Genomic DNA, 16228 nt, shown 5'->3' with positions numbered 1-16228 from the left:
GTTCCTTTGGCGTTAAAAACGCGCCAGTAATTCGCGACGATAATCGGCTAGGTTGATGCTTAAGCCTGCCGCGTTCAGTTTATCTTGCAGTTTGTTGGCGGCCAAATTGAGCTCGGACATCATCAAGGTATTATCATCCAATTGCCACACCAGTTTTGATGCTTCGTAGCTGTACGCCAATATTAATAGCGCAATGACATCATTTTGCTCGGCGGCCGCGTCTATGGCACGTTGCTTACGTTGGATTAAATTTAATTCGTGTTTCAGATCCCAAATGTAGGCCACATCATGAAAATAGGGATGCGTTTTTAAACGTTTCAAACTGAAGCCGACCACTAAACAGCCGATCACCACACCACTAAAATTTAGCCAAAAATTTGAACCTGATCCGGTGGCGAACAGTGCGATCAGTAAGGTCGAGCTGCCTAAACTGATCAGTAACAATGCGATAATGCTTGAAACAGTGATGCGGTTTAGCCGTTGGCGATAGCGATGTTTTTCAATAACACGTAATTGCATGATGACTCGTTCATTTGTTAGCGGGGTTGAACCAACGACACGCCGCAGCCCGACAAAGGGCAAACTACGGCGCAATCTAGGTTATGGCTGTGCGACTTCAGGCGGTTGATAACGGCGAATTTGCAGTATTATGCCTAATTTAGGATGATCCAGATAATGAATTTCGCCACTGATCACCCGTCGGCTTTGTTTCACATTGATACTTTGTAGGGCGCCATTATGCATTCTGCGCAGATTAAAGTCTGTATTGACAAACAGATAATGATCTAAATGCAGTTTAAATAAACCATCCAGTTGCCATACTTCCGTCGGTAAATTGGCCTGGCTTTGTACGTTGCTGCTATTGTCGATTGCCGCCGTGCTGGGTTGATCCAACGACACACCCGCGGCCAGTTGTTGGCGGCGGCTATTAATTTGCTCAAGCACGCTGGTCACGTCGCTGGCATTGGCCGCAGCTTGGGTGTCATTCACCGGGGTATCATCTTGCTCAGAGGTGATGGGCTGTCCCCAATAATCAAAACGCTGGCTGAAGTTTTCACCGGCAAACCAACGGCTGGGGATCGCTCGGCGCTCGGTGACAGGTGCTTGACGCCATACCGTATGCAACAGCACTTGTTGCTGGCGTTGTCGGCGCAGTTTAGCGACCACATCAGTTAAAGCAAAGGCTTCAGGCTCGGCTAAAAAGGGCACGCCTTGAAACTCACCGCGACCGGCTAAGGTATGGGGCAGCCGTGAGGGCCAAGGCACCTTATGGCTGAGCCATTTTTCAGGAAACAACGCCAGACGCTGCCAAGCCAACGGCTGGGTTTCCTGTTGGCAAAACAGTTTTTGCGGTGCCTGCCAATTGGTAGGGAACACGCCGCTTGGCGCCGTATGCAGCGGTGCAGGGCTGCAATCTTCTAAAGCACTGACTAAAGGCTGAATGCTCGGATTATACAAGGGTGAGACCAAATCAATAATGCGGCCCAAGCGAATTGGCGTAACCTGCTCGGGAAAATGTTCGCGTAATTGGCTATCGCCTGTGCGTTCAAAAACAATCAGTTCTACTTCAAACCAGCGCTCATTGGCTTGCAGCAGCATGGTGTTCAGTAACAGACATCCGGTCAGCAATAGCCGAACTTTCATGCGTTTCCTACCTTATGTTTGGTAAAGTCAGCCAACATCGAGCTGATGAGGCTGAGTCGATCTTTATGATCCTCTGCGGCAATACTAAAACGCAGTTTTTGCCCGCCTTCCAGTTTAAAGACGCGCGATTGGGTTTGGATCAACGTAATAATGTAACTTGGATTGACCAAGGTTTTCTCGGCGAATTCTACCACACCACCTTTGCTATTGGCTTCTATCCGTTTAATACCCAGTGCCTGTGCTTGCAATTTTAACTCAGCAACGGCCACTAAGTTTTTCGCCGCATCGGGTAATAATCCGAAACGGTCGATTAACTCGACCTGAACTTCATCGATCTCTTCTGGATTTTTGGCACTGGCCAGTTTTTTATAAAATGATAGCCGTAAATTGACATCAGGAATATAGCTCTCTGGAAACAGCGCAGGCAGTTTTAAATCCATTTCAGTTTGTTGGCTGAGCATGGCTTCAAGGCTGGGTACTCGCCCAGCTTTTAAGGCTTGCACGGCTTCTTCGAGCATTTCCATATACAAACTAAAACCGACCGATTCAATTTGACCACTTTGCTCATCGCCTAATAACTCACCTGCGCCACGAATTTCTAAATCGTGCGTCGCTAAAGCAAAACCGGCACCCAAATCTTCTAAACTGGCGATGGCTTCTAAGCGTTTTTCGGCATCTTTAGATAAACGCTTGGGCGGCGGGGTCATTAAATAAGCATAGGCCTGGTGATGGGAGCGGCCAACCCGACCCCGCAATTGATGTAACTGCGCCAAGCCAAAATTATCCGCACGGTTAATAATGATGGTATTGGCTGTGGGCACATCGATGCCGGTTTCGATAATAGTGGAGCACAGTAACAGGTTAAAACGCTGATGATAAAAATCAGCCATAATTTGTTCGAGCTCGCGTTCACGTAGCTGCCCATGGGCAATGGCGATATTCGCTTCAGGGATCAGCTCTTGTAAATCGGCTGCCATTTTTTCGATAGAGGCAACATCATTGTGTAAAAAGTAGACCTGACCACCCCGTAAGATCTCGCGCATCACCGCTTCGCGTAGCAAGCCGTTTTCGTATTCGCGCACAAAGGTTTTCACGGCTAAACGCCGCGCGGGTGGGGTGGCGATAATCGACAGATCACGCATGCCCGACATAGACATATTCAGCGTACGCGGAATGGGCGTGGCGGTTAAGGTTAAAATATCAATGTTGGCGCGCAGCGCTTTAATTTTCTCTTTTTGGCGTACACCAAAACGGTGTTCTTCATCGACAATCAGCAGGCCTAAATCGTGCAGTTTAATATCATCTTGCAGCAGCTTGTGCGTACCAATAACAATATCAACTTTACCGTTACTGACATCTTCTAAAATGGCTTTTTGGGCTTTGGGGCTAACAAAACGAGACAGTACCTCAACTCGCACCGGCCAGTTAGCAAAACGATCTTTAAAGTTTTCAAAATGTTGTTGTGCAAGTAAGGTAGTTGGTACCAACAAAGCCACTTGCTTACCGCCGTTAACCGCAACAAAGGCGGCGCGCATAGCCACTTCGGTTTTACCAAAGCCGACATCACCACACACTAGGCGATCCATCGGTTGCGGTTGCTGCATATCCTGCAATACGGCGTTAATGGCGTCGAGCTGATCGGCTGTTTCTTCAAACGGGAAGCTGTCGGCAAAGGCCGCATAGTCATTTTCATCCAGTTTAAAGGCATGGCCCTGATGAGCGGCACGCTGCGCATAGACATCGAGTAATTCTGCTGCAACATCACGTACCTTCTCAGCAGCTTTACGGCGGGCTTTTTCCCAAGTATCATTACCGAGTTTGTGCAAGGGGGCATGTTCGGCATCGCTGCCTGAGTAACGACTTAACAGATGCAGTGATGACACCGGTACATACAGTTTGCTACTGCCGGCATATTCAATGGTCACAAACTCAGCACTAATGCCATTAGCATCCAGCACCTGCAAGCCTTGATAACGGCCAATACCATGTTGTAAATGCACAATAGGTTGACCCAGGCTTAATTCGGCCAGATTACGAATGATGGTATCGGAAGAAATTTGCTGGCTTTTCTTACGACGCCTGCGCTGGCTAATTTTTTGGCCAAATAGCTCGTTTTCGCTGATCAGGGCTAGCGGCGGTGTGGTGTTAACGAAAGTACCTTGATCCAGGGTTCCGACCAACACGGCAATATCTTGCTGTTGCGTTAAAAACTGCGCCAAGCTACTGGTTTGCGGCAGATGCACGGCGGCCTTGTGCAGCAGCTGCAATAAACTTTCACGACGACCTTCACTTTCCACTAAAAATAGCGCGCGGCCTTGCTGCTTTTTTAGCGCCGTTAAAAAGTTTAACAGGGCTTCTAACGGATTTTTCAGCTGATGATTAATATTAAGATCAGGCAGGTTAGCAATCGGCGCATTGATGTGACCATTTTTAAGCGGTAACTCTGCACGGCTTAAACGTAACCTAGGGTAAGCTTTTAGCGCGGCAAACAGCTCATCGGTGGCTAAATACAATTCGGTGGGTTGTAAAATGGGCCGCAGTAAATCAATGGCGCGATCTTGATAGCGACGTTTTAACTCTAGCCAAAACTGATTGGCGCTGTGCTCGATATCACCACAGGTTAAAATATGCGAGTTAGCCGGTAAGTAACTGAATAAACTTGAGGTATCTTCAGCAAACAGCGGTAAATAATATTCAATACCGGCCGGTAAAATACCTTGGGTGACTTGCTGATATAAGGATTCTTTTTCATTGCGAGCGGCAAAGCGTTCGCGATAACGCAAACGAAAGCGTTCAATCGCCGCCTTGTCGGTTGGAAACTCATGTGCCGGCAAAAGCGAAATCTGTTTTACTTTATCTAAACTGCGCTGCGTGTCAGGATCAAAGGTGCGAATGGCATCCACTTCATTATCAAAAAAGTCGATGCGATAAGGCTGCGTTGCGCCCATCGGATACAAGTCTAGTAATGAGCCACGAACAGAGAACTCGCCATGCTCCATAACTTGATCGACATGTCGATAGCCCACCGCGGCCAATTGCTGCTTAAAGGCACTTAAATCGGTTTGTTGTTGCTCGGCCAGAATAAAACTGTGTTGCTCTAAATGGGCACGACCAGCAATTTTCAATAACAAGGTACTCACCGGCACTATCACTAAGGCATGACTGAGCCGAGGCAATTGATACAGCGTGGTTAAACGCTGAGAAATAATGTCCTGATGCGGCGAAAACATATCATAGGGCAGGGTTTCCCAATCGGGCAGCGTGAGAATGGGGCACTTGGCGGGGTCAAGAAAGACCGTTAACTCTTGCTCTAAACGCATCGCTGCAGGGGTGTCTTGTACCACTAAGACACAGACACCTTGTTGCTGTGTGACATAGCTGCTGATGGCTAGAGGTAAGGCAGCGCCAGTCAGTTGGCCCCATGCTTGCTGATCAGTAGCGCCGCGTAATTGCGGTATCGAAGGAAAAACACTCATTGAATTATAAACTCGTATCCTGATTAATCGCGTTGGCTGTTACAGTGATTTGGCGCTGCTAGTTCAGCGCTGCTCCGCTTTTAATTTTAATTGTCGGGCTTGCTGCTGCAAACTGGCGCGCACTAGCAATTCGCGATCTTCATCACGGATCAGTTTAAACACCACTTTGATCAGATAGCCATCTGTGGTTTGTTCAGCGCTTAATACTTGACCAAAACAAAAAACCGCCCCAGCATTGTCAGCAAGAAATAACTTCACTTCAACTGCTTGCAGTGCTGGCATGGCGCGATCAGTCTTAAAGGTGAGGCCAGCACCACCGTAGCTTTGCGTATGATGGCGATACGCCGCAACATCTTGTTGTTGTAAAACGTAATGCAGCAGCAAATCGAGCTTTTTTGCTTGCTGTTGCAAGTAGTTCGCTAACTCTTCGGCTAATTCACCGACGCGTTGTAACGAGCGCAGTGCATTCATATTCAGTTGGCCCACATTCCCGGCTAACAAAAAAGGCTCGGGGATGGCCGCCGTAAAGTCTGCTTCGCTTGGCAGAGGCGTACTCAGTGGTACCACATTAATGGCAATGCGATGCTCAACTTTGAAATACTGTTGAAAATCTTCGGCTAGGCTATCCAGTTCAGAGCTCATCTGGGTTCTCCCGGGTTGGTGCTTGTCATTGCACCGAATTATCACTATTATCGGCACCACTTTTGCGCTAATTTATCATCTAACCTAGGTAAAGTCCTGAAAATTCACATGCACCTTCCAGTCAGCCTGTTTATTGGCTTACGTTATAGCCAAAGTCGCAAGGGTAATGCCTTTATTTCGTTTATCACCCTGTTTTCTGTTGCCGGTATTTTACTTGGGGTGATGGCGTTAACCATTGTCAGCTCGGTTATGAACGGCTTTGAGGCGGAATTAAAGCGTCGTATCTTAGGCGTGGTGCCCCATCTTATTGTGGAAGCGCCACAGGGGGATACCCGCTGGCAACAACACTTACAACAACAAGCCAAGGTGTTGGATATTACCCCATTTCTGCAAACTGAAGCCTTAGTGCAAGCGCCTCGGCAATTAACGGCCGTGATGCTGCAAGGCTTAACACCTGAGCAGTTACCGCAGTTTTTAAGACAATCTTTAGCACTGGGCGATTGGCAAACATTAAGCGAGCAGCGTTATAGCATTATGCTCGGCCGCGGTTTAGCCGAACAGCTGGATGTGCATTTAGGGCAACAAATTCGGGTACTATTAGCGCAAGGTGGCAGCCATACGCCCTTAGGCTGGATGCCACGCCAGCGCTTATTTACCGTCGCTGGAATTATTGATACCGGCTCTGAAGTGGATAGTGTTATCGCGATCACGGCGCAAGAAGATTTAATGCGGTTATTGCCGGTTGCCGAGCGCACGCCGAGTTGGCGGGTCAGTTTATTAGAGCCTTTTCAAGCGCCGTTGTTAGCTGAGCAATTATCAGCTGATACGCAAATAGGCTCAGTGCAAGATTGGCGGCAGAGCCATGGAAAATTATTTGCGGCAGTGGCCATGGAAAAAGCCATGATGTGGCTGATGTTATTACTGATTGTCGCTGTGGCGGCCTTTAACATTGTGTCAGCCTTAGTGATGATGGTTACCGAGAAACAAGCAGAAGTGGCGATTTTAAAAACCCAAGGCATGACCGACCGCGCGCTATTTTTTGTGTTTGCCATACAAGGTTTATTTAACGGGTTGCTCGGTGCTGTGCTTGGTGTGATAGCTGGCGTGTTAGTCAGTTGGCAGCTTAATGCGTTATTAGATCTGTTCAATTTCCAAGTTGCAGGTGGTATTCAATTACCTGTGTTAATGGATGCCAGCCAAATTGCCACCATCTTCATTAGTGCTATTGGCTTAACCTTGCTCGCCGTGTTGTATCCAGCTTGGCGTGCGGTAAAAATTAATCCGGCGGAAGTATTACGCGATGAATAATGTTCTTGAAGCCTATCAAATTTGTAAAACTTACCGTGATGGCCAGCAGGTCACCGAGGTGTTGCATCAGGTTAATTTAACCATTGCCAAAGCTCAAATGGTGGCCATTGTGGGCAGTTCAGGCTCTGGCAAAAGTACCTTATTGCATATTTTAGGCACTTTAGATACGCCAGACAGTGGCAATGTGCAGATCGCTGGACAACAGATTGCTAAGCTCAGCGCCAATCAAAAAGCCAGCTTGCGTAATGAAAAACTGGGTTTTATTTATCAGTTCCACCATTTGTTAATGGATTTTACGGCGGTTGAAAACGTGGCCATGCCCTTACTGATCCGTGGGCAAGCCCCTGTCGAAGCGAATGCCGCCGCCACCGCTTTGCTAAGCCGAGTGGGCTTGGCGCATCGTTTAACCCATAAGCCGTCTGAATTAAGCGGCGGCGAGCGGCAACGCGTTGCTATTGCTCGGGCATTGGTGACTAAACCCGCTCTAATTTTAGCCGATGAGCCCACCGGTAATTTAGATCAGCAAACCGCAGAGTCTATTTATCAATTGTTACGTGAGCTCAATCGTGAATTTGCCACCAGCTTTGTGGTGGTGACCCACGATCGTGCCTTAGCGGCTCGCTTAGACAAACATTATTTGATGACAGATGGTCGTTTGGAGCCTGCGCCATGAATGCTCTCGTTTGGCAACTGGCGCGACGTTATCGCAATACTCGCCATACCAGTGGCTTTATTCGCTTTATTTCGGCTTCATCGACCTGGGGTATTGGCTTAGGCGTAGCGATTTTAATTTTAGCGCTGTCGGTGATGAATGGTTTTGAGCAGGCACTAAAACAGCGTTTGTTGGCGGTGATCCCGCATGTTGAATTAGAGTCAGTGGAAAATAACTTACAGCAATGGCAAAGCAAGCTACCGCGCTTAAGTGCTGTAAAAGGCGTAATAGCGGGCGCACCTTATATTAAAGCCAACGGCATGCTGCGTGCTGGGAGCCAAATTAAAGCGGTACAGCTGCGTGGTATTGATTTGCAACTTGAACAGCAACTCAGTGACTTCGCCACTTACTTACAAAGCGGCAGCCTAGAGAACTTGGCGGCAGAGCAAGTTGTGCTAGGCAGCGGTATTGCCGCGGCACTGGGTTTGCAGGTCGGTGATAATGTGCAATTAATGCTTCCTCGTTTTACCGATGATGGTCGTTTAGCCAGTTATTCTAATCGAGTGCTGAGTGTCAGTGCCATTATTGGGGTGGGCGGGCAACTCGATTATAGCCAAGCGTGGCTGGGTTTGGATGCATTAGCCGATTTTTTAGCTATGCCAGAAGACACCGTACACGGTTTAGCCTTTCGTTTAGACGATATCTTTGAGGCACCGGCCATGGCACGGCAACTCGGGCAGTTGTCGGATGATTATGTCTATCTGCTCGATTGGTTTCGTAGCCAAGGCCATGTTTATCAAGATATACAAATGGTGCGCGCCATTTTATATTTGGTGTTGTCGCTGGTGATCGCCGTGGCCTGCTTTAATATTGTCGCGACCTTGGTGATGGCTGTGCGGGAAAAAGAATCGGATATTGCCATTTTGCTAACCATGGGCATGCGACCGGCGGCATTAATTAAAACCTTTATGTTACTAGGCTGGCTAAATGGTTTGGTTGGCACCTTAGGCGGGGCTGTTGTTGGCGTGTTACTGGCACATTACATTGAGCCGATCTTTGCTTTTGTAACCTCGACACTTGGCAAATCGTTATTAGATCCGAGCATCTACTTTATCGATTACGTGCCGTCGTTATTGCTGTGGCAGGATGTGGTCGTTACGGTGCTGTTGGCATTGGGCTTAAGTTTATTATCGACGCTGTATCCGGCATTTCGTGCTAGTCGGGTGCAACCGGCAAACGTGTTGGGACAACGATAACAACCCCTGTTGTGTTTTATTCGCACTTTTTAGTGACTCTCTGCCTAAAGCAATACTAATTAAACCCTTAGTTTTGTTTTAGGCGATTTTTATGCCGTAACAAGCGCGCGAGCTTTTCTTTCTTTACCGATAAACGCCATAACCAGTCAATGGCAAAATAGCCAACAATGCTGGCGGTAATGCCCATTAATAAACAGCCGGTTAGTAAAGGTTTACCGATGGTTTGCATGCTATGCCACAACCAACCAAACGAAGCTTCAAAAGCAAAGGGCTCGGCAGGTGCTTTAAGTACCACACTGCCAATTAGATAACAGAGATACAGCATCACCGGCATGGTGAGCGGGTTTGAAATCCACACTAACGCCACACTTAACGGTAAATTAACGCGTAAGGGTACGGCCATCAGCGCCGAGAATAGCATTTGAAAAGGAAAGGGCATCCAGGCCCAAAAAAGACCGACAGCAAAAGCGCCGCGCGCAGAGCGGCGGTTTAAGTGCCATAAATTACCATCGTGCAGCATCGAACCGAACAGATTTAATAACTTCATCTGCTTGATTTTTTCTGGAGATGGTAAATATTTCTTAATAGTCTTCTTTGGCATTACAACCTATTTACGAAAAGTAAACATGCAACACTTTTGCACAGGTGTATTAGCTGGCTGCCTATTGTCGTTATTTTTACCGCTTCCGCCAGCTTTTTTTCAATATATTTTTCTAGCGGCTTTTCTAGTCAGCTGCCGCTTTCGGCTGTTTTTTTTAGCCGGTTGCTGCGCGTTTATAGTCAGTTGGCATTGGCAGTTGTCTGCATACTGGCAGGCACAAAATGCGTTGTTAAACTCAGCAAGCAGCTATCACGATGTGCGGATTGTCAGTTGGAGCGATCACGGCATTGGTGATTTAACAGTGAAACTGCAACTACAGCAAAGTTCATACAATCAGTATCTGCTCTCTGTGCGCTGGCGACAAGCTCCAAGCCTTGAAAATAATCAACTTTGGCGTTTACCATTAAAATTGCGACCGGTAGCACAGAGTTGGACTCCACTGTCACGGCCTCGTTCGCTGCAAGCCTTATTGCAAGGTGTGATTGGCGAGGGATATGTGTTGCCAGAGCAGCCGGTCATCTTATTACAGGCCCCTGCGTTAGCCAGAGAAACCATCATTACCCAGCTAAAAACGTCGACTGCATCCCTTAGCAGTGCACCACTGCTGTTAGCGTTAACTGTAGCGGAGCGACAATTTGATGCGCAATTGTGGCAAGGGATCCGGCACAGTGGCTTGGGACATATTTTAACTATCTCGGGTTTACACCTTGGCTTGGTCTTTGGTTGGAGCCTGTTGTTATTTACCGGCTTGTTGCGCCTTAGCCCCTGGCGATTTAAAGTGGAGCTGGCTTTATTACTCAGTTTGTTACCGGTTTTAGGCTATGGCTGGTTGGCTGGTTTTACCATCCCAACATTACGCGCGGCCGTGGCCTTGGCTATTTTTGTGCTGAGCCGATTATTACTGCGCCCCTTAGCCAAGTCTCAAGCGTGGTTGCTGTTATTGGCATTATTGCTCCTGGCCAATCCGTTGTGGTTACTCAGTTATAGTTTTTGGTTGTCGATGTTAGCCGTAGGCTGCATTGTGTTACTGCTGTGGTGCTTAGCCCCTGCAGCGCCACAGCGCTGGGCAAAATTACGTTACTGGTTGCGGTTTCAATTAGCATTAACCTTGTTAATGTCATTTATTAGCATGGCTTTTTTCTCGGGTGTTAGTGTCTTATCCATTCTCTCTAATCTGTTGTTTGTCCCTTGGTGTACGTTGCTCGCGATCCCGTTTTTATTGATCACGGTCTGTTGGAGCTTGGCGGGCTTGCCTTATGTTCAATGGCTCTGGCAGTTAACCGATGGGTTGTTTATTCCCTTAATGATTTGGTTAGAATGGAGTGCCTCTCAAGCAGTGTGGTGGAGTTTACCTCAGCTCTCCCCCCTGACAGCGTTTTTACTGTCTGGGGCCTTAGCAATGCTGCTAGCCTGCCGTGTAAAGGGCTCTCTGTGGCTGTTATGGCTTACTGTGGTGGTATTAATGATCTGTTTACCGGTGAATGTTCACCCGCAATTACAGCTAATCGATAGCGGGCAGCGCACGGTATTATTATTACAGAAACCTCATAACGCCATCTTATATTTAGATGCCCCTGCGACACAGTTGGAAGGGCTGGTACGCCAGCAGGTATTACCTTTGTTACAACAGCAACGGTTGCGGCAATTGGGGCCGGTCATTATACCGGCACTTGAGCGAGAAATGGCGCCAGCCTTGGCGTTAATTCAACACGCTTATCCAATGGCAAAATTTTACAGTGCGGTAGCGGCATTACCAGAAGTACAGACCTGTACTGAATTAGTTGCAGCTTATCCTGACATTGGCTTTCGGCATTGGTTATTAGCAAAAGCCGATCCCTGTGTGCTCAGTGTTGATATGGCAGGCTGGCAATTGTTGTTGCCAGGTAAGTTGCAACAAGCTCAAGAGCGGGCATTATTGCAGCAGTATGCTGATTTAACCGCGGATATTTATTTACTGGCAGATTATGGGCGCGCCAACGCTAATTCATTAGCTTTTTTACAAGCTTTAGCGCCACGGCAATTGCTATTAGCGGCCAACGCACAAGGGCCTTATACTTATCCACAAGCTGGCGTGCAACAACGGATTAACTTATTGAAATTACCGCTGTATCATACTGGGTTACAAGGCAGCTTGCAGATTGAATTTACGGCTGAAAAACTGCGCATTCGCCAAGAAAATAGAGAAAAACACTACCCTTGGGCAGAAAAGCCGACAGCAATAGCTGAAACCTCTGCCTCAACACGCTAGAATAGCCAGATGATAACGATAAAAGGTTTAGAATTTTGCAGACAGAGCAAACAACGTCATCGGCGGTTTATCGTCGGTTACTCAGCTATTTAAAACCCTACCGCTTAGGTTTTGTCGCCGCCATTATCGGCATGGTGGGGTATTCAGCGGTAGATGCAGGTTTTATTGCCTCGGTACAGCCGTTTATTGACCGCGGCATTCAAGAAAAAGATACTGAATTTTTACGCCTAGCACCTTTAGTGGTCATTTTGATGTTTATCTTGCGTGGCATTTTTCACTTTACCGCAACCTATTGTATTAGTTGGGTGGGTAATCAAATTGTCAAAGACATGCGACAGCAATTATTCAGCCATATGATGCGTTTACCGGTAAGCTTTCATGATAAACATTCTACCGGTGAGCTGATCTCTAAAATCACCTATGACTCAGAGCAAATCAAACAATCTTTAACCAAAGCCCTTATTGTTTTGGTGCGTGATGGTGCCTTGGTACTGGGTTTAATTGGTGTGATGTTTTGGTATAGCTGGCAGCTCTCGTTAATCTTCTTTTTAATTGCACCGGTGATCGCTGTTATTGTTAGCTTTGTCTCGAAACGCTTTCGCAAGTTAAGCCATAAAATTCAACATGCGATGGGCGGCGTAACGACCGCTTCTGAACAAATGCTCAATGGGCATAAAGTCATATTAGCCTTTGGTGGCCAAGCGGTTGAAGATGCGCGTTTTGAAGAAGTGAATAATCAAACTCGCTTACAAGGCGTGAAAATGGATGCCACCTCGGCCATTAGTTCTGGTGTGATCCAACTGATCGCCTCTTTTGCCCTGGCTTTTGTGGTGTTTATGGCTAGTCAACCGGAAATGCTTGATACTCTAACCGCCGGTATTTTCTCTGCCATCGTCACGTCGATGGTCATATTATTAAAGCCACTAAAACAATTAACCACGGTAAATAGCGAGTTTCAACGCGGTTTAGCCGCCGCCGCCAGTATTTTTCGAGTTATGGACGAAGCCGCGGAGCGGGAAACGGGAACCATTGAATTACAGCAGGCCAAAGGCGACATCGAGTTTAAACATGTTACCTTTAACTATCCTGGCCATCAGCAGCAGGTTCTCGACGATGTGTCGTTTCACGTGCCTGCAGGTAAAACGGTGGCGTTAGTAGGGCGTTCAGGCAGTGGTAAAACCACCATCTCCAGTTTATTACCGCGTTTTTATGAGGTAGAGCAGGGCGAGATTTTAGTGGATGGTCAAAACATTCAATTGTATAGCCGCAGTTCTCTGCGTCATCAAATCGCCGTAGTTTCTCAGCATGTGATGCTGTTTAACGATTCAATTGCCAATAACATTTGTTACGGTATGGCAGAGCCGGTCAGTCGCGAGCAATTATTGGCAGTTGCCGAGCAAGCACATGTGTTGGAATTTGCTAAGAAGATGCCAGAGGGCCTCGATACACAAATTGGTGAAAACGGCGTCAGTCTATCTGGTGGCCAGCGCCAACGTATTGCTATTGCTCGCGCGTTATTACGCCAAGCGCCAGTACTGATTTTAGATGAAGCCACCTCGGCTTTGGATACAGAATCTGAACGCAAGATCCAAGCTGCTCTTGACGTGCTGTTAAAAGGGCGCACCAGTATTGTGATTGCCCACCGCTTATCAACCATTGAAAATGCCGACAGCATTATTGTGATGGATCAAGGTCGTATTTTAGAGCAGGGCACACACGCCGAATTATTAGCGCGTGATGGTGTTTATGCTTCGTTACATAAATTGCAGTTCGGCTCTGAAAAATGACCGCACTGGAGCGTGGCTGGTATCAAGGTCGATGGTGGTGTTATTTACTGGCGCCATTTAGCCTGTTGTTTTGGTTATTGTCGACCTTGCGCCGCGCGTTATTTCGCCGAGGCATTAAACGCCATTATCGTTTAACGGTGCCGGTTATTGTTGTCGGCAATATTACCGTTGGCGGTACGGGTAAAACGCCGTTTACGTTATGGTTATGCCAGTTATTGCGCGAGCAGGGCTTTACCCCGGGCATTATTAGTCGGGGCTATGGCGTAAAATTAACGGCGCCACGTTTAGTTACCGCTAACTGCATGGCAAATCAGGTGGGGGATGAGCCACTCTTATTGGCTCAGCGCAGTGGTTGTCCGGTGGTCGTGTATCCGGATCGTGTTAGCGCCGGCCAACATTTGCTGTCACGTTGCCCCGACGTCGACATTATTATCTCTGATGATGGCCTACAGCATTATCGATTAGCGCGCGATCTAGAAATTGTACTGATTGACGGTCAGCGTGGTCTGGGGAATGGTTGGTTACTGCCAGCAGGCCCCTTGCGCGAGTTGCCTTCTCGTTTAGCCTCAGTAGATTTTACGGTGGCAAACAGTGGGCCATTAGACGGTGTTGATGGCCACATGACACTAACCGTTGTTGCTGCGCGGCCCCTTTTGGCTGAGCAACCGGCGTTAGCGGTGTCGACACCGGTTCAGTTAGTGGCGGCAATTGGCAATCCAGCACGTTTTGCTCGTTCGGCGCAAGAGGCCGGTTTTAACATTGCAGGGCAGCATTTCTTTGCCGATCACCATCCTTTTAGCCCTGACGATTTTACCGATTTGTCCCCCCCGCTGTTAATGACGGAAAAAGATGCGGTAAAATGTCGGTCTTTTGCCAAAAGCGGTTGGTACTATTTAGCCGTTCAGGCGCGGTTAGATCCCCAATTTACTGAGCAACTAAGCACAAAACTTAACTTATTACGGAGTCAATATGGCCATGAATCTGGCATTGATTGATATTTTGGCCTGCCCGGTATGTAAGGGTAAATTAAAATATGACAAAACAGGCGAGCGCTTGATCTGCACCTTTGATCAACTGGCTTATCGTTTAAGCAATAATATCCCGGTGTTACTGGCGAATGAAGCAACACCATTAAGCTCAGAAGAGTGTGAAAAATGGCGTTCATAGTCGTTATTCCTGCTCGCTACGCCAGCTCTCGCTTACCGGGTAAGCCGTTAGCGGATATTGCAGGTCAAAGCATGATTGAGCGTGTGTATCGACAAGCGATACAAAGCGGTGCCGAGCGCGTGCTGGTTGCGACCGATGACCAGCGGGTTGCCGCTGCAGTGCACGAGTTTGGCGGTGAAGTATGCATGACGGCGGCCAGTCATAATTCTGGTACGGAACGCTTGGCCGAAGTGGTCACTCAATTAGGTTTAGCTGCAGATGATATCGTGGTGAATGTACAGGGCGATGAGCCTTTTATCCCACCGCAAATTATTCGTCAGGTAGCAGAGAATTTAGCGCTGCAACAAAAAGCTCGGATGGCCACTTTAGCCGTGCCGCTGCATGATCCTGCTGAGCTGAAAAATCCGAATGTGGTGAAAGTGGTAACCGATCATGCTGGTTACGCCTTATATTTTAGTCGTTCAGCCATTCCGTTTGACCGGGACGAACGTTACCGTGATGCCCTTGCAACACACTATCGGCGGCATATCGGCTTATATGCGTATCGTGCGGGTTTTATTGCCGATTACGTGGCGTGGCCAACATCAACCCTGGAACAAATTGAAGCGTTAGAGCAGTTACGAGTGCTGTGGCAGGGGGAAGCCATTCATGTGGCGACAGCCATAGAAACGCCGGCGGTTGGCGTTGATACCGCAGAAGATCTGGCGCGAGCCATTGCTTTTGCCACGCAACAACATGTTTAAATCGCTGACTATCGTGGATAGTACCGCAGATTTTGTGGTTATTAATAAACCCGCAGGCTTAAGCTTTCATTCGGAAGAGGGGCCAGGGGTCGTGGCCATTGCCGAGCAACAGTTAGGCGAAAAGCTGTTTGCGGTGCATCGATTAGATAAAGTCACCTCGGGTTTATTGCTGTTGGCGCGTAATACTGTTGCAGCAGCAGAACTTACCCAATTATTTAGTCGTCGGCAAATTCAGAAATGTTACTTGGCGTTAAGTGCAGCACGGCCTAACAAAAAACAAGGTTGGGTGAAAGGTGCCATGCAGCCTGGGCGGCGCGGCGGTTGGAAGTTAACCTCAGCACAACAGGCTTTAGCAGTCACGTATTTTGTTAGCCAGGGCTTTGAAAACTTACCGTTTCGCGCTTATTTACTGCGGCCTTATACCGGTAAAACACATCAATTACGCGTGGCGTTAAAAAGTCAGGGGGCGCCTATCCTAGGCGATAGCTTATATGGTGCTGCAGAGGCCGACCGCGTTTATCTGCATGCCTATGCCTTGGCGTTTCATTTTGCTGGCACAGAGTATCAATATCAATTATTACCCGACAGCGGTGAGCAGTTTCTGGCGTTAGTGCATCACGGATTACCCGGATCGTGGCTAACACCATGGCAATATGCTTGGCCCGCGGCACCTAGCTTGCCGTTTGAGCGTTAACAGGAAGAAG

General features: G+C 47.9%; 14 protein-coding genes. 9 read left to right on the top strand and 5 right to left on the bottom strand.

From position 1 onward, the window contains the following. Window positions 1–12: 12 nt before the first annotated feature. The 4 genes from ACUJFK_RS11405 to ACUJFK_RS11390 all read right to left on the bottom strand — a co-directional run bounded on the left by ACUJFK_RS11405 (window position 13) and on the right by ACUJFK_RS11390 (window position 5762). Window positions 13–519: a DUF3087 family protein gene (locus tag ACUJFK_RS11405; protein ID WP_445424927.1), complete on the bottom strand. Its 507-nt coding sequence runs from the start codon at window positions 517–519 to the stop codon at window positions 13–15. Between the two features lie 81 nt (window positions 520–600). Further along, complete coding sequence (locus tag ACUJFK_RS11400; RefSeq protein ID WP_445424926.1) at window positions 601–1644, bottom strand: CsiV family protein; 1044 nt, start codon at window positions 1642–1644, stop codon at window positions 601–603. Next, on the bottom strand, window positions 1641–5120 hold the full coding sequence (gene mfd, locus ACUJFK_RS11395) for a transcription-repair coupling factor (protein ID WP_445424925.1): 3480 nt from the start codon (window positions 5118–5120) through the stop codon (window positions 1641–1643). Before mfd ends, ACUJFK_RS11400 begins: the two co-directional genes overlap by 4 nt. Window positions 5121–5183: 63 nt before the next feature. Then, window positions 5184–5762: a PilZ domain-containing protein gene (locus ACUJFK_RS11390; RefSeq protein WP_236129479.1), complete on the bottom strand. Its 579-nt coding sequence runs from the start codon at window positions 5760–5762 to the stop codon at window positions 5184–5186. A 108-nt stretch (window positions 5763–5870) separates the two neighbouring features. Between ACUJFK_RS11390 and ACUJFK_RS11385 the strand changes: the two genes are divergently transcribed. Genes ACUJFK_RS11385 through ACUJFK_RS11375 form a run of 3 tightly spaced genes read left to right on the top strand, consistent with a single transcriptional unit; the run spans window position 5871 to window position 8978 of the window. After that, on the top strand, window positions 5871–7070 hold the full coding sequence (locus tag ACUJFK_RS11385; protein ID WP_445424924.1) for a lipoprotein-releasing ABC transporter permease subunit: 1200 nt from the start codon (window positions 5871–5873) through the stop codon (window positions 7068–7070). Next, window positions 7063–7743, top strand: coding sequence for a lipoprotein-releasing ABC transporter ATP-binding protein LolD (lolD, locus tag ACUJFK_RS11380; RefSeq protein WP_445424923.1), 681 nt, complete (start codon window positions 7063–7065; stop codon window positions 7741–7743). Before ACUJFK_RS11385 ends, lolD begins: the two co-directional genes overlap by 8 nt. Continuing rightward, window positions 7740–8978, top strand: a complete 1239-nt coding sequence (locus tag ACUJFK_RS11375) for a lipoprotein-releasing ABC transporter permease subunit (protein WP_445424922.1) — start codon at window positions 7740–7742, stop codon at window positions 8976–8978. The genes lolD and ACUJFK_RS11375 overlap by 4 nt, the downstream gene beginning before the upstream one ends. Before the next feature lie 67 nt (window positions 8979–9045). On the opposite strand, the gene ACUJFK_RS11370 is transcribed toward ACUJFK_RS11375, so the two are convergent. Beyond that, window positions 9046–9579, bottom strand: coding sequence for a DUF2062 domain-containing protein (locus tag ACUJFK_RS11370; RefSeq protein ID WP_306178322.1), 534 nt, complete (start codon window positions 9577–9579; stop codon window positions 9046–9048). A 25-nt stretch (window positions 9580–9604) separates the two neighbouring features. Here ACUJFK_RS11370 and ACUJFK_RS11365 point away from each other — a divergent pair, with 25 nt between their 5' ends. From ACUJFK_RS11365 to ACUJFK_RS11340, 6 genes are read left to right on the top strand one after another with little or no spacing between them, the layout of a single operon-like run. Beyond that, window positions 9605–11827: a ComEC/Rec2 family competence protein gene (locus ACUJFK_RS11365; protein ID WP_445424921.1), complete on the top strand. Its 2223-nt coding sequence runs from the start codon at window positions 9605–9607 to the stop codon at window positions 11825–11827. Between the two features lie 35 nt (window positions 11828–11862). After that, window positions 11863–13614, top strand: a complete 1752-nt coding sequence (gene msbA, locus ACUJFK_RS11360) for a lipid A export permease/ATP-binding protein MsbA (RefSeq protein WP_445424920.1) — start codon at window positions 11863–11865, stop codon at window positions 13612–13614. Then, window positions 13611–14609 carry a tetraacyldisaccharide 4'-kinase gene (lpxK, locus tag ACUJFK_RS11355; protein WP_445424919.1) on the top strand — a complete coding sequence of 333 codons (999 nt, stop codon included), beginning with the start codon at window positions 13611–13613 and terminating at the stop codon, window positions 14607–14609. The genes msbA and lpxK overlap by 4 nt, the downstream gene beginning before the upstream one ends. Continuing rightward, window positions 14584–14781: a Trm112 family protein gene (locus ACUJFK_RS11350; protein WP_226750022.1), complete on the top strand. Its 198-nt coding sequence runs from the start codon at window positions 14584–14586 to the stop codon at window positions 14779–14781. The genes lpxK and ACUJFK_RS11350 overlap by 26 nt, the downstream gene beginning before the upstream one ends. Then, entirely contained in the window at window positions 14769–15524 is a 756-nt protein-coding gene (gene kdsB, locus ACUJFK_RS11345; protein ID WP_445424918.1) for a 3-deoxy-manno-octulosonate cytidylyltransferase, read from the top strand. The genes ACUJFK_RS11350 and kdsB overlap by 13 nt, the downstream gene beginning before the upstream one ends. Next, entirely contained in the window at window positions 15517–16218 is a 702-nt protein-coding gene (locus tag ACUJFK_RS11340; RefSeq protein WP_445424917.1) for a pseudouridine synthase, read from the top strand. Before kdsB ends, ACUJFK_RS11340 begins: the two co-directional genes overlap by 8 nt. The last annotated feature ends 10 nt before the right edge of the window (window positions 16219–16228 follow it).

The sequence above is a fragment of the Alishewanella sp. HL-SH06 genome, from assembly GCF_052656265.1.
This window is presented reverse-complemented; position numbering and strand designations above follow the sequence as displayed.